The sequence below is a fragment of the Manganibacter manganicus genome (assembly GCF_002075885.1).
GTDB classification, from domain to species: domain Bacteria; phylum Pseudomonadota; class Alphaproteobacteria; order Rhizobiales; family Rhizobiaceae; genus Mesorhizobium; species Mesorhizobium manganicum.
In genome coordinates, this window is sequence record NZ_MDET01000013.1 from 1 (window position 1) to 23,876 (window position 23,876).

At 60.7% G+C, this 23,876-nt stretch carries 26 protein-coding genes and 3 pseudogenes; 4 read left to right on the forward strand and 25 right to left on the reverse strand.

Annotation, left to right across the window (positions count from 1 at the left end):
- From BFN67_RS10245 to merA, 6 genes and pseudogenes are all read right to left on the reverse strand, one after another.
- Nucleotides 1-294 (reverse strand): annotated as a pseudogene (locus BFN67_RS10245) (IS21 family transposase); the annotation flags it as partial.
- 58 nt (nucleotides 295-352) lie between these two features.
- A complete protein-coding gene (locus BFN67_RS10250) occupies nucleotides 353-697 on the reverse strand; it encodes a heparan-alpha-glucosaminide N-acetyltransferase domain-containing protein (protein ID WP_080919545.1) in 345 nt (114 codons plus the stop codon).
- Nucleotides 698-718: 21 nt separating this feature from the next.
- Complete coding sequence (locus BFN67_RS10255) at nucleotides 719-1,279, reverse strand: L,D-transpeptidase (protein ID WP_080919546.1); 561 nt, start codon at nucleotides 1,277-1,279, stop codon at nucleotides 719-721.
- 237 nt (nucleotides 1,280-1,516) lie between these two features.
- Complete coding sequence (locus BFN67_RS10260) at nucleotides 1,517-2,236, reverse strand: L,D-transpeptidase family protein (RefSeq protein ID WP_425349770.1); 720 nt, start codon at nucleotides 2,234-2,236, stop codon at nucleotides 1,517-1,519.
- Between the two features lie 180 nt (nucleotides 2,237-2,416).
- Entirely contained in the window at nucleotides 2,417-2,812 is a 396-nt protein-coding gene (locus BFN67_RS10265) for a hypothetical protein (protein WP_139789119.1), read from the reverse strand.
- A gap of 283 nt (nucleotides 2,813-3,095) precedes the next feature.
- Nucleotides 3,096-4,505: pseudogene (gene merA / locus BFN67_RS10270) on the reverse strand (mercury(II) reductase); the annotation flags it as partial.
- 625 nt (nucleotides 4,506-5,130) lie between these two features.
- On the opposite strand from merA, the gene BFN67_RS10275 reads away from it, so the two are divergent.
- Nucleotides 5,131-5,559, forward strand: a complete 429-nt coding sequence (locus BFN67_RS10275) for a MerR family transcriptional regulator (protein ID WP_080919548.1) — start codon at nucleotides 5,131-5,133, stop codon at nucleotides 5,557-5,559.
- Between the two features lie 109 nt (nucleotides 5,560-5,668).
- On the opposite strand, the gene BFN67_RS10280 is transcribed toward BFN67_RS10275, so the two are convergent.
- The 13 genes and pseudogenes from BFN67_RS10280 to BFN67_RS10335 all read right to left on the reverse strand — a co-directional run bounded on the left by BFN67_RS10280 (nucleotide 5,669) and on the right by BFN67_RS10335 (nucleotide 16,354).
- Nucleotides 5,669-6,265, reverse strand: coding sequence for a class I SAM-dependent methyltransferase (locus BFN67_RS10280; RefSeq protein WP_080919549.1), 597 nt, complete (start codon nucleotides 6,263-6,265; stop codon nucleotides 5,669-5,671).
- 191 nt (nucleotides 6,266-6,456) lie between these two features.
- Nucleotides 6,457-7,674, reverse strand: a complete 1,218-nt coding sequence (gene chrA, locus BFN67_RS10285) for a chromate efflux transporter (RefSeq protein WP_139789132.1) — start codon at nucleotides 7,672-7,674, stop codon at nucleotides 6,457-6,459.
- On the reverse strand, nucleotides 7,643-7,957 hold the full coding sequence (locus BFN67_RS10290) for a PadR family transcriptional regulator (RefSeq protein ID WP_080919551.1): 315 nt from the start codon (nucleotides 7,955-7,957) through the stop codon (nucleotides 7,643-7,645). Before BFN67_RS10290 ends, chrA begins: the two co-directional genes overlap by 32 nt.
- 339 nt (nucleotides 7,958-8,296) lie before the next feature.
- Nucleotides 8,297-8,758, reverse strand: a complete 462-nt coding sequence (locus BFN67_RS10295; protein ID WP_080919552.1) for a DUF411 domain-containing protein — start codon at nucleotides 8,756-8,758, stop codon at nucleotides 8,297-8,299.
- Entirely contained in the window at nucleotides 8,755-9,387 is a 633-nt protein-coding gene (locus tag BFN67_RS10300; protein ID WP_080919553.1) for an SCO family protein, read from the reverse strand. Before BFN67_RS10300 ends, BFN67_RS10295 begins: the two co-directional genes overlap by 4 nt.
- Nucleotides 9,384-9,884 carry a copper chaperone PCu(A)C gene (locus BFN67_RS10305; RefSeq protein ID WP_080919554.1) on the reverse strand — a complete coding sequence of 167 codons (501 nt, stop codon included), beginning with the start codon at nucleotides 9,882-9,884 and terminating at the stop codon, nucleotides 9,384-9,386. Before BFN67_RS10305 ends, BFN67_RS10300 begins: the two co-directional genes overlap by 4 nt.
- A gap of 10 nt (nucleotides 9,885-9,894) precedes the next feature.
- Nucleotides 9,895-11,323, reverse strand: a pseudogene (locus tag BFN67_RS10310) (heavy metal translocating P-type ATPase); the annotation flags it as partial.
- Between the two features lie 75 nt (nucleotides 11,324-11,398).
- On the reverse strand, nucleotides 11,399-11,572 hold the full coding sequence (locus BFN67_RS25115) for a hypothetical protein (RefSeq protein ID WP_342587444.1): 174 nt from the start codon (nucleotides 11,570-11,572) through the stop codon (nucleotides 11,399-11,401).
- A 15-nt stretch (nucleotides 11,573-11,587) separates the two neighbouring features.
- Complete coding sequence (locus BFN67_RS25120; protein WP_080919555.1) at nucleotides 11,588-11,713, reverse strand: heavy metal-binding domain-containing protein; 126 nt, start codon at nucleotides 11,711-11,713, stop codon at nucleotides 11,588-11,590.
- Between the two features lie 438 nt (nucleotides 11,714-12,151).
- Complete coding sequence (locus BFN67_RS10320) at nucleotides 12,152-13,099, reverse strand: arsenic resistance protein (RefSeq protein ID WP_080919556.1); 948 nt, start codon at nucleotides 13,097-13,099, stop codon at nucleotides 12,152-12,154.
- Nucleotides 13,100-13,527: 428 nt separating this feature from the next.
- Nucleotides 13,528-13,893, reverse strand: coding sequence for a c-type cytochrome (locus BFN67_RS10325; RefSeq protein WP_280951321.1), 366 nt, complete (start codon nucleotides 13,891-13,893; stop codon nucleotides 13,528-13,530).
- A gap of 119 nt (nucleotides 13,894-14,012) precedes the next feature.
- Complete coding sequence (locus BFN67_RS10330; RefSeq protein ID WP_245295218.1) at nucleotides 14,013-15,224, reverse strand: ZIP family metal transporter; 1,212 nt, start codon at nucleotides 15,222-15,224, stop codon at nucleotides 14,013-14,015.
- Nucleotides 15,221-16,354: a multicopper oxidase domain-containing protein gene (locus BFN67_RS10335; RefSeq protein WP_080919558.1), complete on the reverse strand. Its 1,134-nt coding sequence runs from the start codon at nucleotides 16,352-16,354 to the stop codon at nucleotides 15,221-15,223. The genes BFN67_RS10330 and BFN67_RS10335 overlap by 4 nt, the downstream gene beginning before the upstream one ends.
- A 197-nt stretch (nucleotides 16,355-16,551) precedes the next feature.
- Here BFN67_RS10335 and mntR point away from each other — a divergent pair, with 197 nt between their 5' ends.
- Both mntR and BFN67_RS10345 read left to right on the forward strand, forming a co-directional pair.
- Nucleotides 16,552-17,028, forward strand: coding sequence for a manganese-binding transcriptional regulator MntR (gene mntR, locus BFN67_RS10340; RefSeq protein ID WP_080919559.1), 477 nt, complete (start codon nucleotides 16,552-16,554; stop codon nucleotides 17,026-17,028).
- 294 nt (nucleotides 17,029-17,322) lie between these two features.
- On the forward strand, nucleotides 17,323-17,598 hold the full coding sequence (locus tag BFN67_RS10345) for a metal-sensing transcriptional repressor (RefSeq protein ID WP_080919560.1): 276 nt from the start codon (nucleotides 17,323-17,325) through the stop codon (nucleotides 17,596-17,598).
- Between the two features lie 584 nt (nucleotides 17,599-18,182).
- Here BFN67_RS10345 and BFN67_RS25290 read toward each other — a convergent pair.
- From BFN67_RS25290 to BFN67_RS10380, 6 genes are all read right to left on the reverse strand, one after another.
- Nucleotides 18,183-18,302, reverse strand: coding sequence for a zinc ribbon domain-containing protein (locus BFN67_RS25290; protein WP_483423524.1), 120 nt, complete (start codon nucleotides 18,300-18,302; stop codon nucleotides 18,183-18,185).
- Between the two features lie 154 nt (nucleotides 18,303-18,456).
- Entirely contained in the window at nucleotides 18,457-18,894 is a 438-nt protein-coding gene (locus tag BFN67_RS10360) for a YqaA family protein (protein ID WP_080919561.1), read from the reverse strand.
- 7 nt (nucleotides 18,895-18,901) lie between these two features.
- Complete coding sequence (locus BFN67_RS10365) at nucleotides 18,902-20,212, reverse strand: MFS transporter (RefSeq protein WP_080919562.1); 1,311 nt, start codon at nucleotides 20,210-20,212, stop codon at nucleotides 18,902-18,904.
- Entirely contained in the window at nucleotides 20,212-20,487 is a 276-nt protein-coding gene (locus BFN67_RS10370; RefSeq protein WP_080919563.1) for a metal-sensing transcriptional repressor, read from the reverse strand. Before BFN67_RS10370 ends, BFN67_RS10365 begins: the two co-directional genes overlap by 1 nt.
- A complete protein-coding gene (locus BFN67_RS10375) occupies nucleotides 20,480-20,845 on the reverse strand; it encodes a penicillin-binding transpeptidase domain-containing protein (protein ID WP_080919564.1) in 366 nt (121 codons plus the stop codon). Before BFN67_RS10375 ends, BFN67_RS10370 begins: the two co-directional genes overlap by 8 nt.
- Complete coding sequence (locus BFN67_RS10380) at nucleotides 20,842-21,087, reverse strand: hypothetical protein (protein WP_080919565.1); 246 nt, start codon at nucleotides 21,085-21,087, stop codon at nucleotides 20,842-20,844. Before BFN67_RS10380 ends, BFN67_RS10375 begins: the two co-directional genes overlap by 4 nt.
- Nucleotides 21,088-21,333: 246 nt before the next feature.
- Here BFN67_RS10380 and BFN67_RS10385 point away from each other — a divergent pair, with 246 nt between their 5' ends.
- Entirely contained in the window at nucleotides 21,334-23,874 is a 2,541-nt protein-coding gene (locus BFN67_RS10385; RefSeq protein WP_080919566.1) for a heavy metal translocating P-type ATPase, read from the forward strand.
- The last annotated feature ends 2 nt before the right edge of the window (nucleotides 23,875-23,876 follow it).

Below are 23,876 nucleotides of genomic sequence, written 5' to 3' on the forward strand. Positions count from 1 at the left end.
GATCGTGTAGCCGCCGGTGAACCCGCATTCGTCACGAAGCCGGTCGAACACACGCTTGGCCGTGTGCCGCTGCTTGCGCGGAACCTTCACGTCCTCATCCAGCCATCGATCGATGGTCGCAACGAACGCGTCCAGCTTCGGCCTCCGGATCGGTGATCGGCGCCGATAGCCCGGCGGCGTCGAATACGACAGCATCTTGGCCACGCTGTCGCGCGATATGTTGAAATGCTTCGCAGCCTGACGCCGGCTCATTCCTTCCGAGCAAGCCAGACGAACCTTCAGATACAATTCCACGGTGTAGATCCCCTAACCCTCCTGCGCTCGTTGCAGAAGGAAAATAGGTGGCCGGGTTTTACGCCGCCCGCAGCGGGATTATCCCGCCGCTACCGTGGACGAATTTTGCACCGCCGCTCTCACACGTGACGGCAGAAACCAGGAAGGCGGCGCCAGCGACTTTGGTGAGGCGCTTCAAGAAGGAGCGGGCACGCAGGCCCCGGCGATGTGCCAGGAACAGGCCGACGCCAACCAGGAAGAGGAAGGCTGAGGCGATCGAACGCGCGAACAGCGTCCAGCGCGGCTCGCGTGTCATCCCGACCGGTGCGTAGCCGAAATACTCCAGATCCCAGGCGAAATGGAAAGCGGCCATCGCGCCCATCGCGACACCGCGGGCTAGATCGATCGCCTCGATCCGGGGCATTGGAGCCGGCGGGCGTGCCCATCAGACCTGGACGCTGACCCGCGTACCGATCGGCACACGTTCGTAGAGGTCCTCTACATGCTCGTTCACCATCCGCACGCAGCCGTTCGATACGGCCATGCCGATCGTCCAGGGCTCGGTCGTCCCGTGAATGCGGTAGAGCGTGTCGCGGCCGTCCCGGTAAAGATAGAGCGCGCGCGAACCCAACGGATTGCCCGGTCCGCCTGGGACCCCGCCGGCAAACCGCTTGTACCTCGCGGGGTCCCGCCGGATCATATTGTCCGTCGGACGCCAATTCGGCCACTTTGACTTTCGACCTATCTCCGCCGTGCCGGATAGCGCAAGGCCAGCCTGCCCGACACCAATCCCATATCGGCGGGCGCGCCCCACATCCTCGATCAGAAAAAGAAACCGGTTCGCTGTATCGATTACGATCGTGCCGATCGGGTGCCCGGCAGGCAACGCAACCGACTGCGGCAGGAAGCGGGGATCGAGCGTGAAAGACGTGTGGGCGATAGCGGGGGAGACAAGCCCGACCGTTGCCACGGCGCCTGTCATCAGAAGCGAGCGTCGGTTGAACATGTCGGCCACCTGGGAGGAGATGATGATGTTGAGGGAGAGCAGGATCCATCTGTCGGAAGCGCGCCTGTGCCCAAAATTGGCCGATGGGCAAGGAGCAGGACGAACGAAAGTCGCCCGTCGTTGTAATCCGAAAGAAGTGGTGGCCATGCGACGCGACGGACCACGCCAACGGCAGCAGTCGTGGTAGCCCACATCGGCTTCTCGATCGTCCGACTATAGGGGCGGGCAAGACTGCGACTACACATTAGCACCAGTACCGCTGCGGACGATGATGGGCGACGGTGTGGGAACACGATCGTAGAGATCAATAATGTCTTGGTTCATGAGACGGACGCAGCCGCTGGAAACAGCCTTTCCGATTGTCCAGAACTCAGGTGTGCCGTGAAGTCTGTAGAGCGTGTCCCTGCCGTTCTGGAAGATATAGAGCGCACGCGCGCCGAGAGGGTTGTCGAGCCCGGGCGCCATTCCGCCGTTTTCTGCGCTGTACTTTTCCAGCTCGGGCTCGCGAGCGATCATTTCCGCAGGCGGGGTCCATGTCGGCCATCGCCTCTTCCACTGAATTACGCCAGTTCCCGACCATGAGAACCCTTCGCGGCCCAAACCGACCCCGTAGCGCAGTGCGCGGCCGCCAGGCCGGACAAGATAGAGGTAGAAGTGGTCAATATCGATTACGATCGTGCCGGGCATCTCGCCAGTCGGATCGGCGACTTCTTGCCTAAAGAACTGCGGAGGTACTCGACTCAGGTCGACTGCCGGTATCGGGAAGTCCTCCTGCGGCATGGCACGGTACATCGTAACGTACTGTAGTTCCGCGCTTTGGGTGGACTGTTGCGGAGCCTCCAGCTCGCTCTCGGTAGTTGTGCATCCAGCAAGCGTCAGCGCACCGATAGCGCCGGATGCAAGCAGGAAGTGACGCCTTGATGGATCGGTCTGCGGTTCGAAAATCTCTTTCACGATTCTACTCCTTGACGTTGTAAGGCTCCCGCTGCTCCTTCCGGTAAGCAGCACGAAGAAATCTAGACGATGCCGAGAGAGACTCGGACGCCACATGGCGGACGACTCGACGCCTTGCAGCGCGTGCGGGTGAGCTGATGCTAACCGGAATGCACGAACAGAGTTGGCGTCGGTTCTATGAGCTCATTGGGGGGGCGGAACCGCGACCGCAAGCAAGGTCGGGAGCATTTGCCGGACGAGTTCGATTTCAGAACCCGATTCGGGGGGCAGGAAGCTTTGAAACGAGATACTGGCGAACCAGTTGCAGTGATCCTGGCAGGGTGCGGTGTGATGGTGCGGGTCAATCTGATTGCCCGCAACGCCGCCTGCTTCGGCGATATCGAACGCCTCGAGATTGCCAATATCCGGGAAATCGGTCGAGACGGCGTGTGTCTCGTCGGCTGTACACGCGCGCGAAGGGGTTGCCGCATGCATGGCAAGCATCACTGTCAGGATGAATGCAACGAACCCTCTAACCATCACATTTGATCCGACACAAATTTGGTGAATGATCGATGAACTTGTTTCGGCAAAGTCCAACCCGTAGCAGAGGGATCGAGAATTGCGGCTGGAATGTGGACTGGGGGTGCGCTCCCCGTTGGGATGATCCCTTTCTTGCTCTTAATCAGCGATCGTGCGCCCTTGTCTGGTCGAGTTCGCGCCCCAATGGCTGGAGAGCATTCTTTACCAAATCCACTCCGATCATCATATCGTTCATCCGCCGTCCCCTCTGTTCTGTGGCCTACACCACATCACCCTTGGCACATCGCGATGCCGTAAGGGGACGACGGCGGCGATCACCCCATCTGCTAAGTGACACTAGTCAGCCCGCGCAGCAGGACAATTTGGCGACATCCTTGTTGAATGCCAGCGCCGCGAGCTTCAAGCCCTCTACGGTGGTGAGATACGGAAAGATCGTCTCCGTGAGGTCATCGACGGTGAGGCCGTGCCGGATCGCGAGCGCTGCGGTCTGGATGCTGTCGGCTCCCTCCGGCGCGAGGATATGCGCGCCGAGCAACCGGCCACTCACGGCATCAGCGACGAGCTTGATGAGGCCGCGGGTGTCGCGCGCGGCTAGCGCACGCGGCACCTGGTCGAGATCAATCTTTGAGACGCGAACCGCATGGCCAGCGGATTGCGCAGCGATCTCCGTCAGCCCAACACTCGCCACCTGGGGATCTGTGAACACGATGGTGGGCATGGCGCTGTTGTCGTAGCGTAGGCTGTCGTCGGTAAAGGCGTTTCTGGCGGCGAGCTTGGCACCATAAGCAGCCATGTAGACGAATTGATCGCGGCCGGTAACGTCGCCGGCCGCATACACGTCGGATCGGGTCGTGCGCATGCGGTCGTCGACGATGATGCCGCCCTTCGGCGAGACGGCGATGTCGTGCTCGGCGAGCCCAAGGCCTTCGATGTTGGGCGTGCGCCCGGTGGTGATCAGCACCTGATCGGTGTCAATCACAACATCCCGACCGTCACGCATGACGGTCAGCGAAACACCGTCCTCGGTCTTGCGGATCGCGCGGTAGGCGATACCGGACACCAGAGTAATCCCTTCCTCCTCGAAATATCCCGTGAGCGCCGCGCCGATATCGGGATCGGCCTCGGGCAGCAGGCGGGACCGGCAGGCGAGCGTCACGTGCACGCCGGCGCGAGCAAACATCTGGGCTAGCTCCGCGCCGATATAGCCGCCGCCAATGACGAGCAGCGAACGAGGCAACTCCTCGAGGTCGAGTGCCGTCGTGCTGGTGAGATACGGCACGGTCTCGATGCCGGGGATGACAGGGATCGCCGGTCGTGCGCCAGTGGCGATGATGATCTTGTCGGCGGGAATGCGCGTGCCATTCACTTCGACACCGCCATTCGCGAGCCGGGCCGGACCTTCGCGATAGTCTATGCCGCTATAGGCCGGTAGCAGGCCTCTATATTTTGCCTGACGCAGCTCGGAAACGAGCGCGTCCTTTTGGCGGACGGTTCCGCGCCAGTCGATCAGTTCGGCCTCCGCCGTGACACCGGCAAAACGGGCTGCCACGCGAGCGTTGTGAAGCGTTTCGACAGCACGGATCAACGTCTTCGACGGCACACAACCGATATTGACGCAGGTCCCGCCAATCGTGCCGCTACCGATAAGAGCGACCTGAGCGCCCTGTTCTGCCGCAGTGATCGCGGCTGAAAAACCAGCCGAGCCAGCACCGATGACGACAAGGTCATAGGTCTTGCCGTTCCCGCCATTGATGGCGGAGTGCCGGGCGGTGTCGGCACTGTCCTGGGACACAGAAGTTGCGCGGTAACCGTTCATGGCTTCTAACTTTCCTTGTGAATCACAACTCACATCTCGTGGTTTTTTTCCTGGCGATGGATGATGTTCCACGCGGCGAGACGAACCCTCCAGCAGCAAGGGCAAGCGCCACCAAACTCGCCTGTGAGCCACGCATCAAGGCCCACCAACCGCAGGCTTACGGCGAGGAGCGGCGCTGCAGCAGATCCCAGCAAGTATTGCTCCGGCAAGGGTTAAGCGGATTGGAACACGGTCGGCCATTCTAGCTACCAGGTGCCTTGCCCGAGCCGGATTACCAGCGTTCATGCTGACGGCCCCGACTGCGTCCGGGTTCGTCGTGGCCGGCGTCGAAGGCCAAGGTCGCGGCCTTCTCCTCGAAAGAGACGGTCACGTTTGCGAGGCCGGGAACCGCTGTGTTCCTGGCTTCGCCTCGGACCGGCGCCGTTAGTTCCGCTGTCGGCGTATCTCTACGGTTTCCGTGTCGCGATGCAGCCATCTCTAGCGTCGCATTCCTTGTTCAAATCCTCATTGAGCTATACGGTAGGGTCTGTAGCAACTACAGGGTCAAGAGGAAATTTCGATGCGCGATCACGCTGGCGTGAAAGGACTGCAGCGGGCCGAGTTCGCGCGGCGGACGGGCTCCAATCTGGAGACAGTGCGCTATTACGAAAAGGTCGGCCTTCTACCCGAGCCCCCGCGCACGGCGAACGGCTATCGTAGCTACGGCAAAACACATGAGCGGCGGCTTCGCTTTGTTCTGCGGGCACGCGAGCTCGGCTTCTCCATTTATGAAATCCGCGAGCTCTTGCGTCTCGTTGACGAGCGCAACCGGCCCTGTGCCGAAGCACGTGACGTCACCGCCACCCACCTTGCCGACGTCAGGGCCAAGATCGCCGATCTACGTCGCATGGAGCGTGTTCTCAAAGACGTCGTCACCCGGTGCGGCGACGGTACATTTCCGGGATGTCCGCTGATCGAGACGTTGTTCCACGGGCCGACAGTCGGCTGATCTTACCTCAGACTTCAGGAAACCATGACATAGGGGCATCGGCTCAGCAGAACGCATCCATCCACGACGGCCAGCCGTAAAGAGTGGGCAGATCACTATGGCGCCGTCTTCAGGGCACAGCCTCGAACACGGCGCCATAGTGATAGGGAGGTAGGTTAACAATCCGGACCATCCGGTACCCTGACGGCTCGATAATAGCCCTGACCGAGTCTGACGACATGCGCATTTCTGTCTGCGGCCCGCGGGGCTGGCCAAGCACGGTTGTTTCTTCTCGTGGCAGCGGAAGCCAGTTCACCACACCGAAAAGGCCCTGCCGGCGAAGCGCCATTCGAACCGCACGCGACAATCCGAATTGGTCTGGCACGCCGTGGAAGGTGTTAGCCATTAATACATAATCAACTGGTTCGGGAAGAAGCTCCGAAATCTCCCGTGCGTCGGCGCAAATCCATTGGCGTACCGCCGTGCCTTGCCGGGCGACTTCCATCTTCGCCTGCTCGAGCATCTCAGGGTCGAGATCGAGCGCGAAGACCTTGCCGTCAACGTGTTTCGCCAACGGTGCGGTGAAGTAGCCATCACCGCAGCATAAGTCGAGGACAATCATGTCGGAATGAATACCGAGCTGCCTCAGAACGATTTCGGGATCGGGCCATAGCACTGCCCACCAGTCGCGGTCGGGCATGGTAGTTGCTGGAAAGCGCGTGCTCATGGGATCGCTCCGCTGCCCGCTACTGGGATATTCAAGTCGAACAGCGTTGGCGCGCCGCAGCGGCGGATTATCGATATCCGCATCAAAATCCCTTTCCCACCATTCTCGTCAGAGCGATTCCTGCCGAACACAATCGCGGAACCGACATCATCGATGATGTAACGTTGACGGTGGCCATATCAATTCCACCTTCAGATCAGACTGAGCGCGGTAGCCGCGGCGGCCAAAAGCGCGACAACGATCCATGGTGGGGTCTTCCACACGGTAAGCAACAGGAATCCAGTAAGCGCGAGCGCGAAGTCGCGCGGTCCGAGAACGGCACTGGTCCATACCGGGCTGTAGAGGGCCGCTCCGAGAATGCCGACGACAGCCGCGTTGGCACCCCGCATGGCCGCCTGCGCGACAGGTCGGGCGCGGAACGCGTCCCAGAACGGCAAGGCACCAATCAGAAGGAGAAAGCCGGGGAGGAAAATCGCGACGAGAGCGATCGCTGCGCCAGCAATGCCGTTCGGTTGCGGCTCCATCACGGCCCCGAGATACGCTGCGAACGTGAAAAGTGGCCCCGGCACCGCTTGCGCCGCGCCATACCCCGCCAAGAATACGCTCTCGTTGACCCAGCCGGAAGGTACGACTTCCGCCTGCAACAGCGGCAGCACGACATGGCCGCCGCCGAAAACGAGAGAGCCGGCGCGAAAAAATGAATCGAACAGTGCGATTCCGTGCGATGTCGCGGCGAGTATCGGCAACAGCACAATGAGCAGGGTAAAAAGTGCAAGCGCAGCAACCCCCGCAAACTTGGACACTCTGAAATACAAATGCCCGCCCGTAGGGTCGGCTCCACCTTTACACAGCAATAGGCCGGCGGCCCCGCCGACAACGATAGCTGCAATCTGCCCGATCGAGCCTGCCGCGAAGATGACGATCAACACCGCCACCAGAGCAATGCTGGCGCGTTTACGGTCGGGGGTAAGCGTCCTTGCCATACCCCACACCGCCTGAGCGACGACGGCAACAGCAACGACCTTTAGGCCATGAAGTAGCCCCGCTCCCACCGGGCCTGCAAAAGCTGTAGCTCCAAAGGCGAACAGGATGAGGAGGGCGGCAGATGGCAGAGTGAAAGCCAACCATGCGGCGAGCGCCCCGAGCGGTCCGCCGCGCAGCAGCCCCAGCGCAAAGCCGACCTGACTGCTTGCGGGGCCAGGAAGGAACTGACAGAGCGCAACGAGATCTGCATAGCCTTCTTCGTCGATCCATTTGCGGCGGATGACGAATTCATCGCGGAAATAACCGAGATGGGCGATTGGTCCGCCAAAGGATGTCAAGCCGAGTTTGAGAAAAGCGCAAAAAACTTCACCCACAGCTCCCCGACGCACATTCTCAGGTAGCGTTATCTCCGGATGCGACCTCACGAAACAACTCCCGGATTTTGTCTTGCGCAAACGCCAAGGCCTCGACGCCAAATGCTGTCGCTCGATAAACGCGACGATGCGATCGGCCGGCACGCTCGGTGCGCGATTGGAGATAGCCTTTGCGCTCCATGGCATGGAGCATGGGATAAAGTGTACCCGGGCTGACGCGGTAACCGTGTCGCGCTAGTTCCTCGATCATCCATTGCCCGTAGAGATCGCCTTCGGTGGCATGATGCAGGACGTGCAGTCGTATGAAACCCGACAACAGCTCCTGATGTTCCATAGTCTGACCGTCCCACAACTACCTCAAAATCGAATCCCGATATCGGAAACCGATTCTACTGTTTGCTAGCTTGATTCACAACGTCAAACGCCTGGAGCATTCTCATGATTGAAACGGATCACGACCCCGGCGAGACATCGCCGAGATCGACTGCATCGTGCGCCGAACCCGCCACTCAGATGCGAGATGGCTAATTAGCCTGTTGGCGCGGACAATGGTGCGTCATGTCCCTCGAGGCAGTAGGGCCCAGCGGCAGGAGCTACCGTGGGCGACGTTTCGAGGACGGCATGCCGGAGTGGAAGTCCACAGGATTACCGGAAGCGGGCGGCTCGAACTCACTCATGGGTAGCTCGCATACACTTCCGTCGTCCCGTCACGGAACACAAGAAGAACGTCATAGGGGTCCGCGTCCGGCCCGACCTCGCCCATGCCCGGCGAACCGTAAGGCATATTAGGAACAGTCAGGCCGATCGCGTCCGGGCGCTCCGCCAGCAGGCGTTGAACCTCCCGTGCAGGAACATGGCCTTCGATCACATAGCCCTCGATCCGCCCAGTATGACAGGAGGTCTGGCCGGGCTTCAGCCCCGCTTTTATCTTCACCTGCATCAGGTCTGCCATCGGCAGGTTCCTGAGTTCCGTCGAAAAGCCGTTCTTCGCCATATGGCGTGTCCAGCCGATGCAGCAGCCACATCCGGAAGTGCTCAGCACCTCGATCGTCTGCGCGGCCGAAGCTATGCCCGAGAGCAGCGTTAGAGCGGCAGTAGTGGTAACCGCCCGCAGAATTGCACCAAGTCGGTTCATATTCCTGTCTCCAATGTCGTGTTCGTAATCAGGCGACGCAGCTTCGCGATCTGGGTTTCCTTCGGCTCGTGCAGATCCAGGGTGCCCTTGAACCTGCCGGCAGCATCCATGAGAATAATGCCCGCCGTGTGATCCATCGTGTAGTCTCCTCCTTCGATAGGGACCTTACGATAGTACGCCTTGAAGGCCTTCATGGCCGCGTCGGTTTCTTCGAGCGTGCCCCGGAGCGCCGTGATTCTCGGGTCAAAGGCGGACATGTAGGCTGCGAGCTGTTCTGCCGTGTCGCGTTCCGGATCGACGGTCATGAACAGGACTTCCAGCCCGTCACCATCCGGGCCGAGCTCCGCCAGAAGCCCTGTCAGTTCGTAGAGCGTGGTCGGGCATACGTCCGGGCAATGCGTGAAGCCGAAGAATACCACATAGGGCCTGCCGAGGAGATCCTTGTCGGACAATGTCCCCCCGCGGTGAGTCGCAAGCCGGAAAGGTCCTCCGACGAGGGCGGTGCCCATCTCCTGCGAGGCCTGCGTCTTGGATTCGGACCAGACCAGTCCAGCGTAGACGGCCATGACTGCAGACAGAATGCCTATTCCTGACCAGGCCGCCACCCTGATGATTCTCAGCCAGCTCATTGCGCGGACGCTCCATGGCTGCCGTGGTCAGGCTCTTGGGCTGCCGCGCCCATTGCCTGGACTGCGAACTCGACGTCCACAGCTCCGGCCTTCTCGAAATGGAGGGTGGCGGGGAATTGCTGGCCTTCGCCAGGGAGGTTCGACGGCTTGATGAACATGATGTGCGTCCCGCCTGGTTTCAGCTCCACCGTCTCGCCCGGAGCGATCTCGATGCCGTCGTCGGCCGGCCGCATGCGGGCAACGCCGTCGTCCACCGAGGACACGTGAATATCAACCCGTTCCGCGACTGGGGAACTGCCGCCAACAAGGCGATCAGGCTCAGAACCATTGTTCGTGATGCTGACGTATCCGCCGGCGACCGGGGCCGCGGGCGGCGCCTTGCGCGACCAGGGATGCGCGATGGCAAGCGAACCCGCCGTATAGTCGTGGGCGAGCGCCGGCTGTGTCCACGACAGGGACGCGGCCGCAGCCGCAAGAACAAACAAGTTTCCGGTCATCGGTTTCCCTTCAGCGCCCCTTCCAGCCAAGGAGACGCATTGCATTGGCAGTCACCAGCACCGTCGCGCCCGTGTCCGCCAAGATGGCGGGCCAGAGGCCTGTCAGGCCAATTACCGTCGTCACCAGGAAGACCGCCTTGAGGCCCAGCGCGACCGCGATGTTCTGCTTGATGTTCGCCATCACGGCGCGCCACAGCTGGACCATATACGAAACGTCTTCGACGCGCCCGTGAAGGATTGCCGCATCCGCAGTCTCGAGTGCGACGTCCGTGCCGCCGCCCATGGCGATGCCGATGTCGGCCGCCGCGAACGCCGGCGCGTCGTTGATGCCGTCGCCGACCTTGGCGACCTTGAGGCCGTCCTTCTGCATCTCGCCGACGATCCGCTGCTTGTCCTGCGACAGCAACTCGGCCCGCGCCTCGACGCCGAGGCCCGCGGCGATGGCTTCGGCCGTCTTCCGGTTGTCCCCTGTCAGCATGACGGTCCGGATGCCCAGGTCCTTCAGCGCCGCCAGCCCGGCCTTCGCGTCTTCGCGAGGCTCGTCGCGCATCGCGATCAGGCCCGCGACGGAATCGCCAGCCAGCAGGACGGAGACGGTCTTTCCCTGCCCGTTATGCTCCTCGACCTTGGAAGCCTGTTCCGGGGAAAGGGACGCGCGCTCGGCCGCCGCCTTGGCGGAGGCCAGGAACAGCGCCACGCCGCCGACATTGCCTTCCACGCCCTTGCCAGAGACAGCCTTCGCGCCAAACGCCGGAGGGATGGGCACCTTTTCCGCCTTGGCCTTGTCGAGGATGGCGATAGCCAAGGGATGGCTTGATCCCTGTTCGAGGGCGGCCGCCATCGACAGAACCTCGCGCTCGGTCCGCCCGTAGGCGACCACGTCCGTGACGACGGGCTTGCCTTCGGTCAGGGTGCCCGTCTTGTCGAAGGCGACGGCCGTGATCTTGCCGAAACCCTCGAGCACGGCACCGCCCTTCATCAGCATGCCGCGACGAGCGCCAGCAGACAGGCCCGCAGCTATCGCGGCCGGAGTGGAGATGACCAGCGCGCACGGGCAGCCGATGAGCAGGATCGCGAGACCCTTGTAAATCCACTCGCCCCATGGCTCGCCGAACAGCAGCGGCGGCAGAGTGGCGACAAGCGCGCCGACGACGAGACCCCCCGGCGTGTAGTAGCGGGAGAAGCGGTCGATGAACCTCTCGGTCGGTGCCTTGCTCTCCTGCCCTCCTCCACCAGCCTGACGACGCGGGCGATGGTGTTGTCCTGGGCCGTGGCGGTCACCCGCACCTTCAGCACGACGTCCGTGCTGATCGTGCCCGCGAAGACCCGTCCTTCTCGGACTTCCGCTTCGGCGTGCTTTCGCCCGTGACGGGGGACTCGTCGACGTCGCTGGTTCCCTCGACGATCTCCCCCTCTGCGGGTATTCGGTCGCCGGGCTGTTGATTTCCACCGAGTTGCGACCCGGAGCATATAATTTTTCCACGGACCACTCGGTGAAAATCCTGGGTCACTTCTCAGCAGAGGTCAACATGCGGCAGCATCGTGTCCGTGCCGTCCACCGGTTCCATTGCCAGACTGAACACCGGGACGGACAGGACCACGCTTACCCGAAAGCGGCCGGAGAAGTCGATCAGCTTGGGGTTCGAACCTTCATCGCCCGTCGGCACGCCCATCGGTTCCAGAGCCATGCCGCAGAGAGGGTGTCATCCGGGCTTGTTGCGGATGATCTCCCGATGCATCGGGCAGGTGTATTGCGTGTCTAGGGCCATCGGTGCGGCCATTCGCTCGACGCCCGCGCCGAGATAGCTCTCCGGCTTCGTTTCGAACATGCCCTGGCAGCCCGACGAGCAGAAATAGAAACCCTCGCCCTCGTGGCGAGTAAAGTGTCTTGCCGACGAGCGGTCGACCTATATGCCGCAGACCGGATCCCGGATGACACCGTCCGCCGTCCCCGACTCCGAGTGGCCGCTGTTCATCGAAGCGAATGGCCGCGCCCGTGATCATGTTCCATGGAGGTCTCTCCTGATGAACCTTCTTGTAAGCCTTCCACCTGCCGGAAGGTCAACATCGAGCAGGTGGAACCCGCATGGTTATCACGGCATTTGACGCGCCATCCAGCCACGGGTGTGCACGGAACCGCAATCGTACGCGGCCGTTGGAAAAGATTGTCAGCGGCCGGGCGGCCTGTAAAGTCCATTTTGGGCCTTCTGGAACGCGCCATGCTGCGAACGACAGCCGCGCGATGATAGATGAATGGATCGTTAGCCTCAGCGTGTCCGCATCATGGGAATGACACGGATGTAGACCAGTTCTGCCACCAGCTCGACCAGTGTTTGGGTTACGATAACGGCTGGAAGAACTGGGATCGCGCCCGGCACCGCAAGGGCCAAAGGCAAAACGACGAGAGAATTTCGGGTTGCAGACGAAAAGGAGACAGCTCGGGCAGCTTCGGTTCGCAACCCAAAAGCCCACGCAACACTCCACCCTATAAGAGGTGCGATAATTGCAAAGGCGATGTAGAGGGGCAGCGCAGAAAGAGCGTGATCGATCGCTGTGCCCAGAACCGGAACTGTCGCCGCCACCACGAGGAACAGGACCAAGCCGGTGGCCGGAACGGGTAAAAGACCCAGATATTTGCCCACCACTTGTCCGGTCTTGGTACGGAATGCCCACATCTGGACTGCTCCGGCGAGGACGAGGGGCACGACAATCAGCCACGCGAACGCATGGAAAAAGGGACCCATGCTCACCAGTTCGGCGGCATCGCTCCCAAGAAAAACGGCGAGATAGATCGGCAACAAGGCCATTTGAACAAGCAAGAGGATCGGGGTTGATGTCAGAAGAAGCCGCGCATCAGCGCGGCCTAAGTGGGCGAAGGTAACCACATAGTCGATGCAGGGCGTCAGCAGGACCATAAGGATTCCGAGACGCAACAACGCATCATCCATCGCCAGCTGGGACAACAGGAAGACCAGCACGGGAATGGCAATAAAGTTGCTGATCAGCAGCGCCGCCAGAAAGCGGGTCTCACCGAAGCCGCTGCGGATCTCGGCAAGCGGAACTTGCAGGAATGTCACGAACAGCATGAACGCGAGCGCCGGATTTATTGTCCCTTCAAGATGCTCTGTCCCTGTCACGGCGAATGCGATCACCGCGCCCAGGGCAACGCATCCAAAGTAAATCCAGACTTGTTGCCGCTCCAAAATGTCCCGCATGTCCACTCCAGTTCAATATTTGCCAACAGATAGACGAAACCTGATAAATAGCAGCGTGTAAGTATCCAAAGACTGGCAGCTCTAGGCACGAGCGCGCCGTTCATCGCCAGGCCCGCCCGGTCGCGCGGCGGCTGCTAGGGACAGCAGGGGACGCAAGTGGCAACGGCCAGCCCGCGCGTCAGATCGGCGGTCGCGCCAGGCGGCATTTGCAGATAGGCGCCGGCAGCGGCCTCAAGGGCAAACTGCTTGACACGGTGGTGGGCGGCGCTGTGCGGCGGGCAAAGAAGCGTCAAGGCGGCGGGAGCTGGGATGATCGACGGCGAGGATGGCCGGTGGGCAGCAGCACGGGGGTCCCCTCAAGGGCCTGCTGGATCCCCGCCCCCCGAGGCGGTCGTTGGCGGCGGGCGGATCGCCGAGTGGAACGATTTCTATTCCGACAGTCGAAACTGCTCATGGCAGCTCGAGCATGATTGACCGACATCCTTGAATGGGACCCTCATTTCATCAAGGTTGTCGGTTTCCGAAGCCGCAACCAGCGCCTTGATCGCAGCATCGAACCCCTCCAGCTCGGCCTTAAAATCGTCCGGCTTTTCCCAGACTGCCGCCGAGGCGCGACTGGCATGATCCTTGGTCTCTGAGGAAAACTGCTTGCGAGCCTGATGGCGGTTCTCGTGAAGGGCAGCAACGCCGGCGCAGACTGCGATCGCGTCAAATTCCCTGCGCCCGTTCAACATCTCGCCGACCGTCTTCATGCTTTCGGCCATGTGCTTCATCACTGCCATGCGCTCGGCCACGACGCCCGTTGCGCCTTCATGAGCGATAGCGGCGACACCGGAAGCGAGAACTGCAATGACAACGGCCGACAATCGATATTTGTGCAGGGCAGGAATATCGCCTTAGAACGAGGATGCCATCAAATCTTAACGAGCATCGCGGTCGCGTACATGAAGCCTACGCCGACGGCGAGACCAGCAAGGACCGGCGGCGAAAGCATCATCGACGAACCCCGCCCGTCCGAGCGCTTGAGATACAGGCTGACCTCGATAACCACCTGCAAGATCGCACCTGCTCCAATGGCGAGCGCCAGCGCCGACCATTGTGGGGCATAGGCGAGGCTGCCTATCCACATGCCGATCACTGCCGGGCCGCCGGCAAGCAGCGCCAGCCCTGCGAATGTCCACAGCGGTGGCCTCACCTTGAGGATCGGCGCGGCAATGCCAATTCCTTCAGTGATATTGTGTAGCGTGAATCCCATCACCAGGAAGGTCCCGAGCCCTGCCGCCCCGGCGGCAAAGGCTGCACCGATCGCAAGCCCTTCGCCGAGATTGTGAAGACCAATCCCGATGGCGATATAGGTCGCGAGCGCCAACCCGCTTGGGCGCCCCCCCCGTCGGGACACACCCATGAGCAGAAGAAAGCTTGCCGCGGCGGCAAGAACAACCATTGCAGGCCCTTGGAAAATCGCAGCGGATTCGCCCGCGAACTCCAGCGCGTCCTCAATCGTGTCTACCAACAGGAACCCAAGCAACCCGATGGTCATTGCGAGCAGGAAGTTCATAGTCGATTGCCCGGCACCACGGAGTGCTGGGTAGAACATCAGACCGATGGCGACGGGAAGAATGCCGACAAAGGCACCGAGCAATGCCTGTGCGACAAGGTTTGCGGATGTGACGGCGGGGGTCGGCACGGCAACGGGAATTTCATGATCGAACGCCGCGCCGGTGTTCGTGACAAACGTCACCTTGTGCGCCTCGCCAAGCATCCAGGGGAAAGGCAAGCTGATCCACGCGGTGTCGCCACGGGCGATCGGCCCCGCCGGCGTTTGCGTGAACTCCCAATAGGCGGCATCGACCTGCACCTGCGCAATCTTCATCGGTTCGGAACCACCAGCGCGAACGAGCAAGCGAAAACCGCTTTGATCGAGGATCGTGCGTTCGACGGTCAGGTTTTCTACTGGCGGCGCTCCATTATTGAAGCTGGAAAGCGGATTCGCCGAATAGAGCCAGGCGATCGCCAACCCAAGCACCACCAACGGCATGAGAAGCCATAGAAGAGTGACCCGCTTTCGCGTCGAGGCGGGAGTTACTCCAGGCTCCAGGCTCTCGGTCGTGACCCGCTCGTTCATGATACAGCCTCTACAACATCGAACATGCCCATCCAGCCCAATTCAGTGAATTCGGATTGGTGCGCGTGAAACATATACAGACCCGGCTCGTGATCCTTGAAGGTGAACTCCAGAATACCGCGTTGCGCTTGGCACTGTGTGATTAGGTCGACCGTCTGAAGCGTCGGCGTCAGCGTCGTACCTTGATCAAAATAGTTGAAGAAGTTCGCGTGCAGGTGGAACGAGTTGATCGGGTCGAACTCGGTGACATTGACCAGGTAGATGCGAACCGGCCGATTGCGTACGATCTTGATCGGCTCTTTGGCGTAGCAATGGGCAACTGTGTTACAGGCGTAAAACTCGTTCTCACCGTCGAACGTCGTGTCGAAGGCGTTCATCACCATCGCCATTTCCTGCCACTCGACGTTTTCGGGTGTACCGAAGAGACGGGAGCGCGCAACGTCCTCCATACCCGGATGGCGAGCGGGGTCAGGATCGACGACGAAGAGCCCATACATTCCCTTGTGCATATGCCGCGCCAGCGGAAAGGCGTGGCAATGATACAGGTGGCAACCGAACGGCTTGGCGTCGAACTCATAAATGAATTCCTCGCCCGGATTGATGAGACCGGCGCCGGGGACGCCGTCCATTCTTGCGGCGTGAATGCCGTGAAAATGCATGGAATGAGGATGCGAACCGTTGTTCTGGAACACGATCCTGAGCCGCTCGCCCTCGACGGCGCGGAGCGCGGGACCGGGCACGCGCCCATTGAAGGTCCAGGCCGGAAACATGACGCCCGGCGCGATCTCGATTTCCTTGTCCTCGGCGGTAACCACAAAGGTGCGTAGCGTGCGCCCATCGGACTGTGTCGACACCGTTCCCCGGTCCCAGTCAGTGAGCATGGCCATCGGATCAAAGCCGTTGCGCTCGCTGCTCACATCACCGACTGTGATCATCGCACCATGGGCGGCGCGGTGAGCAGGCATGGCACCGACATCTGGCGAAGCTGTCGCCTGATGTCCGGGTCCGTGCCCGGATGGATCGGCCTGCCCCGAAGCGTTTTTTGCGCTGAGCGCAGCACCACCGGCCGCAAGAAGTCCCGCGCCCAGAAAGCCGCGGCGGTTTAGATTAAAAGGCAGCCAGTTGCGCATCGGATCCCGCTCTTAATAGCACGTTCGTTAAAGATAAGCACGGGGCCTTAATTATAGCAACGGCTAATTTCTAGGATCAACTGGTAAGCACTTTGGAATTTTGTCTAGTTAGGAAAGATTCCCCGTGTCGTGTTATGACTAATAGCAATAGCTATGATTCCGTGTTATGGTGCATTATGATGAGGAGTAGAACTCGAATGAAAGAAAATGCGGACGTCAGCAACAATCCGACCGCATTGGTGGACGCAGACGCCCAGGTCGAAAGCTTTCGCCAGACGCGTAACAATCGCCGAGCCGAGCTCGTCGAAGATTACGTCGAGCTGATTGCTGATCTCATCGACCATGGGGGTGAAGCACGCCAGGTGGATATTGCCCAACGCCTCGGAGTAGCTCAGCCGACCGTCGCCAAGATGCTGAAGAGGCTTGCAGCGGACGGTCTCATCCAGCAACGCCGTTATCGTGGCGTATTCCTCACCGACGAGGGAAAAAGCCTCGCTGAAAAAAGCCGTGAGCGGCACCAGATTGTCGAAGCCTTTCTCTGCGCGCTCGGTATCAGCCTCGAAACTGCACGCATCGACTCTGAGGGCATCGAGCATCACGTCAGCGGCGAGACGCTGGAGGCTTTTAGAGCGTTTGTAATTGAAAGAAACGGTTTGGCAGACACGGACGTTTGAAACGCAGTAAAGGCGGTGGCGCTTGCCTCCTCCCAGATACCGTAACGTCGAGTTACCTGCCCTGTCCGTGCTATGTAAAAGTACGCACTATTGACGTTCAGGCTGCTGCGTTCCGAAGATCCGGATTGAACGACAATCGTGATCCACCCGACCACGTCCTGTTGATCAAAGCCCGTTTCATGGCGTCGTGTAGGAGATAATCGCGATCACGAAAATGCCATCGAGCATAAGTTCAACGGAAGCTCCGCTAGGAGTTGGCTTGACAATATCCTCACCAGGGGGATAGCAAGAGCCATGACTGATCACATTCACGCTTCGCACCCGGACATCGTCAAGCGCCTGAAGCGTGCCGAAGGTCATCTCCGGAGCGTCATCGATATGTTCGCTGCGGGACGACCCTGCCTCGACATCGCCCAGCAACTCCACGCGGTTGAGAAGGCAGTCAGCCAGGCAAAGCGGACACTGATCCAGGATCATCTCGACCACTGCCTTGAGGAAACAGTCGGCGCGCGACCGAAAGAACGTCGCCAGTCGATTGACGAATTCAAGGACCTCATCAAATACCTGTGACCACTCGCTAGGGCACGCAAACCTCCTGACCTCCAAGCGTCAACGTATCCAGCCTCCGCGATGTAACGGGACATCGTTGCCAGCGCCATCGCGCAGAAGCCGCAGCTAGATCGCGGCGCGCACGCAAACTTCGCCAGGAGCCTGAAGACTGCAGAGAAGCTATACAGCTTGATCCGACCGCGCCTCCGCGATGCCGGCATCAAGCCACCAGGAAAATGTGGACCACACATCTTCCGTCATGCACGTGCGGTCGAGATGCTGCGCGCGTCAGTTCCGCAAAAGGTCATCGGCGACCCGTTGGGGCATCGCAATCGCGCCGACGGTCCCCTACCTCAAGCTTGCCACCGCGGATCTCAGGGCCATCGCGCTTGATGTGCCGGGTGCGGAGGTGCCGGCATGACCGCTCATTGGCCCGATCCCGATCACACGACCATTGGTCGGTTTGACCTGCTGCGAGAAGCAGTTGGGCTCATCCGCCGGGCTAGTCGATTCAGCCGAGGCGAGCGAGGAGATGGTGATGCCAAGCCAGGTGGCGACAAGGTTGGCATCTAGATCGCCGACTGCCCGCTTAAGGGTGGGAGCATTCATCCCGGCCGCAAAGAGTTTGGCAACGCAGCTACGGCGCACCAAGGGCAGCGCACTGCCGCAATTGGAAGCTTGCGTTGGCACGACGGACAAACACGGGGGGACACAGGCGGCTTCATGGACTTAAGACCTACAGTTAGAGATTTAGCAATTACCTTGCTGGCGCATTTTTGAACGCACGCGACTTCTTCCAGCCCTGCTAGCAAGGGCTACGCTCGGCGAAGGCGAGGTAAATCTCGCGCTGAATGGCGACGATATCCTGGAACAGCCACATCATGACATCAGCCCCGCAGTCGCCGCAGCGAGGACGACGTACCGTCCCGTCTTGGCGATCCCCACGAGCAGGAGAAAGCTCCAGAGCGGCTCTCGCATGACCCCCGCCGCGACGGTGAGCGCGTCGCCGCCGAGAGGTGCCCATGACAGCAGCAGGCTCCAGCGGCCCCACCTCCGGTACCAGGCCGATGCCCGGTACAGAGAAGAGGCGGAGACAGGGAACCAGCGCCGATGCCGGAAGCGTTCGACTCCACGTCCGAGCGCCCAGTTCACGACGGCCCCGAGCGTATTTCCTATGCTGGCGACTACCACAAGGAGAACGATGGGATAGCCAGCCAATTGCAGGCCGATCAGAGCTGCTTCCGACTGTGCCGGGAGAATGGTGGCGGCCACGAAAGCAATAGCGAACAAGCCTGATAGCGCGAGAAAGACGTCCACTCGCGCATCAGTCCTTCATCGGCCATGCGGTGTGCAGGTCGTCGATGACAAAGGCATGCACATGACGGTGCCGCTCGGCCTCGACAAGGTGCGGATGGTCGGACGGGAGGTTTTCATGACTGTGTACGACTTCCTCAGGATCATTGGCAGGCCACACCGCGAACGCGATGACGATTGCCCCGCCTGCCAGCAGGGCCAAAATGACAGCGGTAACGGGAAGCCCAATCGTGGCACCCGCCCAACCCGCGACCGGATAGGCGACCAGCCAGCAGGCATGCGACAACGCAAACTGCGCGGCGAAGACCGCCGGACGGTCCTCCGGATGCGCCGAACGCCGTAGCAGGCGACCGGAAGGGGTCTGCGCCATGGAGTACCCCAGCCCCAGCACGAACCACAGCGCGAGCAACCACTGATACGAGGGCAATGCGGCGGCGGCCAGCGTTCCGACTGCCAGCAAGGCTGCTCCGCCGAACATCGCAGTGCGATCTGGGATTCTTTCCAATAGTTGTGGCAGGGCCAGTGCCGCTATCATCGAACCCCCGCCGAAGGCTCCGAGGGCGACAGCCATCGCTTGCTGGTCCAGCCCGAACGCCGCCTGCACGTAGACGACAGTGTTGACGATCACCAGTGCCCCAGCAGAAGCGACAGCGAGATTGACCGCCAACAGACCACGCAGGCGTGGCGTTGCGAGATAGATGCGGATTCCGCGCGTCGTGCGGTCATATATGCCGCGCGGCTTGGACGGCTTAGGGCTCGGCAGAACGACGGAGACGACCAGTGCGGCCGAGCCGAGGAAGCCGAAGACCGTGCCCGCGAACAGGCTGTGGAAGGAGATAACGGTCAGGAGGACCGCTGCTAGCATGGGACTGATGACGCTCTCAAGGTCATAGGCAAGTCGGGAGAGAGAAAGGGCGCGCGTGTATTCCTTCTCGTCCGGAAGGATGTCGGGAATCGTGGCCTGAAAAGTCGGCGTAAAGGCGGCGGACGCGGACTGGAGTGCAAAGATCAGCACGTAAATTTGCCAGACTTCGGTGACGAAGGGCAGGAAGAGCGCCACACCGGCGCGCACCAGGTCGAGCAGGACCAGCATTGCGCGGCGGGGGAGGCGTTCGGCGAAGGCGGATGCGACAGGTGCGACACCGACATAAGCGACCATCTTGATGGCAAGCGCGGTGCCGAGCACAGATCCCGCGTCGGCCCCGGCGAGGTCGAAGGCGAGCAACCCGAGGGCGACCGTCAGTAGTCCCGTTCCGACAAGGGCGATCACCTGAGCGAGGAACAGGTGGCGGTAAATGCGGTGCGAGAGGATGGCCAGCATCAGAGGTACCTCGCGATCTCCTTGAAATCATCGATCGAACCACGCTTCGCCCGTGGCAACGGCCCGACGGATTCTTCAAGGCAATGGTCGAGATGGTCGTGGATCAGGTTACGCTTCGCCTGAGCGACTGCCCTTTCCACCGCGTGCAGTTGCTGGGTGATGTCTAGGCATGACCTTCCGCCCTCGATCATAGCAACGACGCTGCGCATGTGTCCCTTGGCGTGCCTAAGCCGGTTCACGATGTCGGAGTGGGAGAAATGTCGATAATCAGTCATGATGCTTTTCTCCTATCCTCCCCCATGGGATAGTGTCAACATCTCTGGTTGTAGTAGCGGAGCAAATCTGTCGGACCCCCAAGCGTGAGCCACGGCCATGCTCGGGAACGGATTTGCTGGCGTCTCGCCGCGACGTCCGAAAGCCGTGGGTCTCTGGGAGAGCCTTTGGTTCGTCCAAAATGGTGAGGAACAAGTATTTCGGCCTATCGGCGGGCGCGACAACCATGAACGCTGTCAGCACTTTGTCGCTGGAGTAGCGACCGTTCACGATCTTCTCGGACGTTCCGGTCTTTCCGCCAATGAAATATCCAGGAATATCTGCGCGCCTTGCCGAACCGACTTCGGCGTTCAACTTCATGAGGAAGCGAAGCGCCTCGCCTGTCTGAGGGCTGACTGCCGAACCCGCAGATTACCGCGCGACAGCCGGAGAATACGCGAAATGTCCTCGATGCGCCTGTGAAGGATTACCGCATCCGCAGTCTCGAGCGCGACATCCGTGTCGCTCATGGCGATAGCGATGCGGATGCCGGCGGCCGCGAGCGCCGGCGCATCGTTGATGCCGTCGCGGACCTTAGCGGCGTTGAGACCCTCCTTCTGCATCTCGTCGACGATACCCGGTGCTTGATGTCGAGAACAGCCTCTCGGTAGCACGACACAGCTTCGTGCCCTTCAGTGGTCGCCTGGCAGCCGCCGAACACGGTCGAGTAGGACTGGCAGTACTGAGCCATCGCGCCGCGCGTCGGAACGCCAAGCAGACCGTACAAATAGCCTCTTGCCTCTCTAGCTGCTAGAGGAATTAGCATGCTTCATTGATTTGGGCGAAAGGCACCATTTATGAGCACGTCTATGTTGCAAAGCCGTTTCCGGGTTGAGGGGATGGATTGCGCCAGTTGCGCCAAAAAAATTGACACGGCTGCCAGGCGCATCAACGGCGTCGAGGACGTTTCCGTGTCCGTGACCGCAGGAACGATGACCGTGACGCATCGACCCGTTGCCGACTTAGCAAGCATGTCGAAGCGCATCGAAAGCCTAGGCTACAAAGTGAGCCCTGCCGCTGCAAAGCCCTCAACGGCAAGGTCAATGGGGGAGGTCAAGGCTGTTGCTCATGACCATTCCGATCATGATCATAGCCAAGGCGGACACCATCACGAACATGATCACTCTGATCACGACCACGGCGATGACGCACACGACCCACTGCTTTTGCAAAGCCGATATCGTGTCGAAGGCATGGATTGCGCGAGTTGCGCGCAGAAGATTGACACGGCGGTAAGGCGGATCGAGGGGATAGAAGAGGTGACGGTTTCCGTGACTGCGGGAACGATGACCGTCAGCCACAGAACGGAGGCCGACCAATCCCAGATCAAGAAGCGTGTCGAAAGCCTCGGCTACAAGGTTTCCCCCGCTGCGACGGCGAAATACGACGATGCAGGCGCCAGGAATTCGCGCGCGGTAGCCGACTCCCACGAGGGCGACAAGGGCGTTGCCGGGCTCCACGGTCACGACCACGGCAATGAGGAAGGACCGTGGTGGAAGACGACAAAGGCAAGGCTAACGATTTTTTGCGGCCTTGCGCTCCTTGCAGCATTCGTTGTCGGCAAGCTTGTGCCGGCTTACGAGACATGGGCCTTCATCGCAGCTATGGCCGTCGGCCTTGTTCCGATCGCTCGGCGCGCGGTGATGGCCGCACTCAACGGCTCCCCATTTACCATAGAAACGCTGATGACAATCGCAGCGGTCGGCGCCGTCATTATCGACGCCAGCGAGGAGGCGGCTGCCGTTGTTTTCCTGTTCCTGGTCGGCGAGTTGTTGGAGGGCGTCGCAGCCGGTCGCGCGCGTGCCAGCATCAAGGCTCTGGCCACACTTGTTCCGAAAACAGCGCTGGTCGAGGACAACGGCAAGACGACGGAGGTCCAGGCCGAAAGCGTCGCCGTTGGGTCGACAATACTGGTACGGCCCGGCGACCGCGTTCCGGCGGATGGCGTCATCCTCTCAGGGAGCACGTCCATCGATGAATCGCCAGTAACGGGCGAGTCCGTTCCCAAGACGAAGGGCCCCGAGGATCAGGTCTTTGCGGGCACCATCAACCAGGACGCCGCCATTCGCGTCAAGGTTACGGCAGCAGCGGCTGACAATACCATCTCACGAATTATTGAACTGGTGGAACAGGCGCAGGAATCAAAAGCGCCGACCGAGCGCTTCATCGACCGGTTCTCGACCTACTATACCCCTGGCGTCATGGCCGTGGCCGCCCTTGTAGCAATTGTTCCGCCGTTGGCTTTTGGGGGTGACTGGTCGGGGTGGATCTACAAGGGATTGGCGATCCTGCTTATCGGATGCCCATGTGCACTCGTCATCTCCACGCCCGCAGCGATCGCTGCCAGCCTTTCGGCAGGCGCGCGAAGAGGCCTGCTTATGAAGGGCGGCGCGGTTCTGGAATCCTTCCGAAAAGTGACGAAGGTGGCTTTCGACAAGACGGGCACTCTCACCGAAGGAAAACCAAAGGTCACGGACGTCGTTGGCGCGTCCCGCTCGGAAAAAGAAACATTGGAATTGGCCGCCAATCTCGAAATCGGCTCGAGCCACCCACTCGCCGTCGCCATCCTGGCGAAAGCACGGGAGAACGGATACGAGCCGACGTCAGCGAGTGACGCAAAGGCAATTGGCGGCGAAGGAGTCGTCGGTACGGTAAACGGCACATCCCTCTTTCTTGGCTCGCCACAGGCCGCCGAGAAGCGGGCTCAGCTCTCCCAAGAGCTCCGCGAGCGGATCACCAGCCTCAACGATCAGGGAAAGACCGTCTCGGTACTCCTCGCCAATAAACAGGTCGCCGGCTTGCTCGCCATGCGAGACGAACCCCGTGCTGATGCGGCAACGGGCATTGCCGCGCTTAAGGAACTCGGCATTTCTGCTGTCATGCTCACTGGCGACAACAAGAGGACAGCCGCAGTCATCGCAGCGTCCCTCGGAATAGTGCCGCGCGCGGAGTTGATGCCTCAAGACAAGCAGCGGATCGTCAGCGAGATGCAGAAGGCCGGCGAGATCGTCGCAAAAGTCGGTGATGGCATCAACGATGCGCCGGCCCTTGCAGCCGCAGACGTCGGCATCGCCATGGGAGGCGGCACGGACGTTGCACTCGAGACTGCCGACGCGGCTGTTCTACACGGGCGGGTGATGGATGTTGCCAACATGGTGGCACTGTCGCGCGCCACAATGAGCAACATCTTCCAGAACATAACCATCTCGCTTGGTCTAAAGGCTGTATTCTTGGTGACCACGGTTGCCGGCATCACCGGACTCTGGCCAGCGATCCTTGCGGATACCGGGGCCACCGTGCTCGTAACAGCGAATGCGATGCGCCTGCTCGGTTGGCGCGGCATCAAATAAGT

What these genes read in the sequence shown, in the direction of transcription:
- BFN67_RS10385 (WP_080919566.1), top strand. Translation starts at nt 21,334, where the DNA reads ATGTTGCAAAGCCGTTTCCGGGTTGAGGGGATGGATTGCGCCAGTTGC.
- BFN67_RS10365 (WP_080919562.1), bottom strand. Translation starts at nt 20,212, where the DNA reads ATGCTGGCCATCCTCTCGCACCGCATTTACCGCCACCTGTTCCTCGCT.
- BFN67_RS25115 (WP_342587444.1), bottom strand. Translation starts at nt 11,572, where the DNA reads ATGGCTCTGGAACCGATGGGCGTGCCGACGGGCGATGAAGGTTCGAAC.
- BFN67_RS10380 (WP_080919565.1), bottom strand. Translation starts at nt 21,087, where the DNA reads ATGCAGAAGGAGGGTCTCAACGCCGCTAAGGTCCGCGACGGCATCAAC.
- BFN67_RS10295 (WP_080919552.1), bottom strand. Translation starts at nt 8,758, where the DNA reads ATGAACCGACTTGGTGCAATTCTGCGGGCGGTTACCACTACTGCCGCT.
- BFN67_RS10280 (WP_080919549.1), bottom strand. Translation starts at nt 6,265, where the DNA reads ATGAGCACGCGCTTTCCAGCAACTACCATGCCCGACCGCGACTGGTGG.
- BFN67_RS10335 (WP_080919558.1), bottom strand. Translation starts at nt 16,354, where the DNA reads ATGCGCAACTGGCTGCCTTTTAATCTAAACCGCCGCGGCTTTCTGGGC.
- BFN67_RS10290 (WP_080919551.1), bottom strand. Translation starts at nt 7,957, where the DNA reads ATGGAACATCAGGAGCTGTTGTCGGGTTTCATACGACTGCACGTCCTG.
- BFN67_RS25120 (WP_080919555.1), bottom strand. Translation starts at nt 11,713, where the DNA reads ATGTTCGAAACGAAGCCGGAGAGCTATCTCGGCGCGGGCGTCGAGCGA.
- mntR (WP_080919559.1), top strand. Translation starts at nt 16,552, where the DNA reads ATGAAAGAAAATGCGGACGTCAGCAACAATCCGACCGCATTGGTGGAC.
- BFN67_RS10330 (WP_245295218.1), bottom strand. Translation starts at nt 15,224, where the DNA reads ATGAACGAGCGGGTCACGACCGAGAGCCTGGAGCCTGGAGTAACTCCC.
- BFN67_RS25290 (WP_483423524.1), bottom strand. Translation starts at nt 18,302, where the DNA reads ATGAAGCCGCCTGTGTCCCCCCGTGTTTGTCCGTCGTGCCAACGCAAG.
- BFN67_RS10255 (WP_080919546.1), bottom strand. Translation starts at nt 1,279, where the DNA reads ATGTTCAACCGACGCTCGCTTCTGATGACAGGCGCCGTGGCAACGGTC.
- BFN67_RS10250 (WP_080919545.1), bottom strand. Translation starts at nt 697, where the DNA reads ATGCCCCGGATCGAGGCGATCGATCTAGCCCGCGGTGTCGCGATGGGC.
- BFN67_RS10370 (WP_080919563.1), bottom strand. Translation starts at nt 20,487, where the DNA reads ATGACTGATTATCGACATTTCTCCCACTCCGACATCGTGAACCGGCTT.
- BFN67_RS10320 (WP_080919556.1), bottom strand. Translation starts at nt 13,099, where the DNA reads ATGCGGGACATTTTGGAGCGGCAACAAGTCTGGATTTACTTTGGATGC.
- BFN67_RS10345 (WP_080919560.1), top strand. Translation starts at nt 17,323, where the DNA reads ATGACTGATCACATTCACGCTTCGCACCCGGACATCGTCAAGCGCCTG.
- BFN67_RS10275 (WP_080919548.1), top strand. Translation starts at nt 5,131, where the DNA reads ATGCGCGATCACGCTGGCGTGAAAGGACTGCAGCGGGCCGAGTTCGCG.
- BFN67_RS10305 (WP_080919554.1), bottom strand. Translation starts at nt 9,884, where the DNA reads ATGACCGGAAACTTGTTTGTTCTTGCGGCTGCGGCCGCGTCCCTGTCG.
- BFN67_RS10300 (WP_080919553.1), bottom strand. Translation starts at nt 9,387, where the DNA reads ATGAGCTGGCTGAGAATCATCAGGGTGGCGGCCTGGTCAGGAATAGGC.
- BFN67_RS10375 (WP_080919564.1), bottom strand. Translation starts at nt 20,845, where the DNA reads ATGAAGTTGAACGCCGAAGTCGGTTCGGCAAGGCGCGCAGATATTCCT.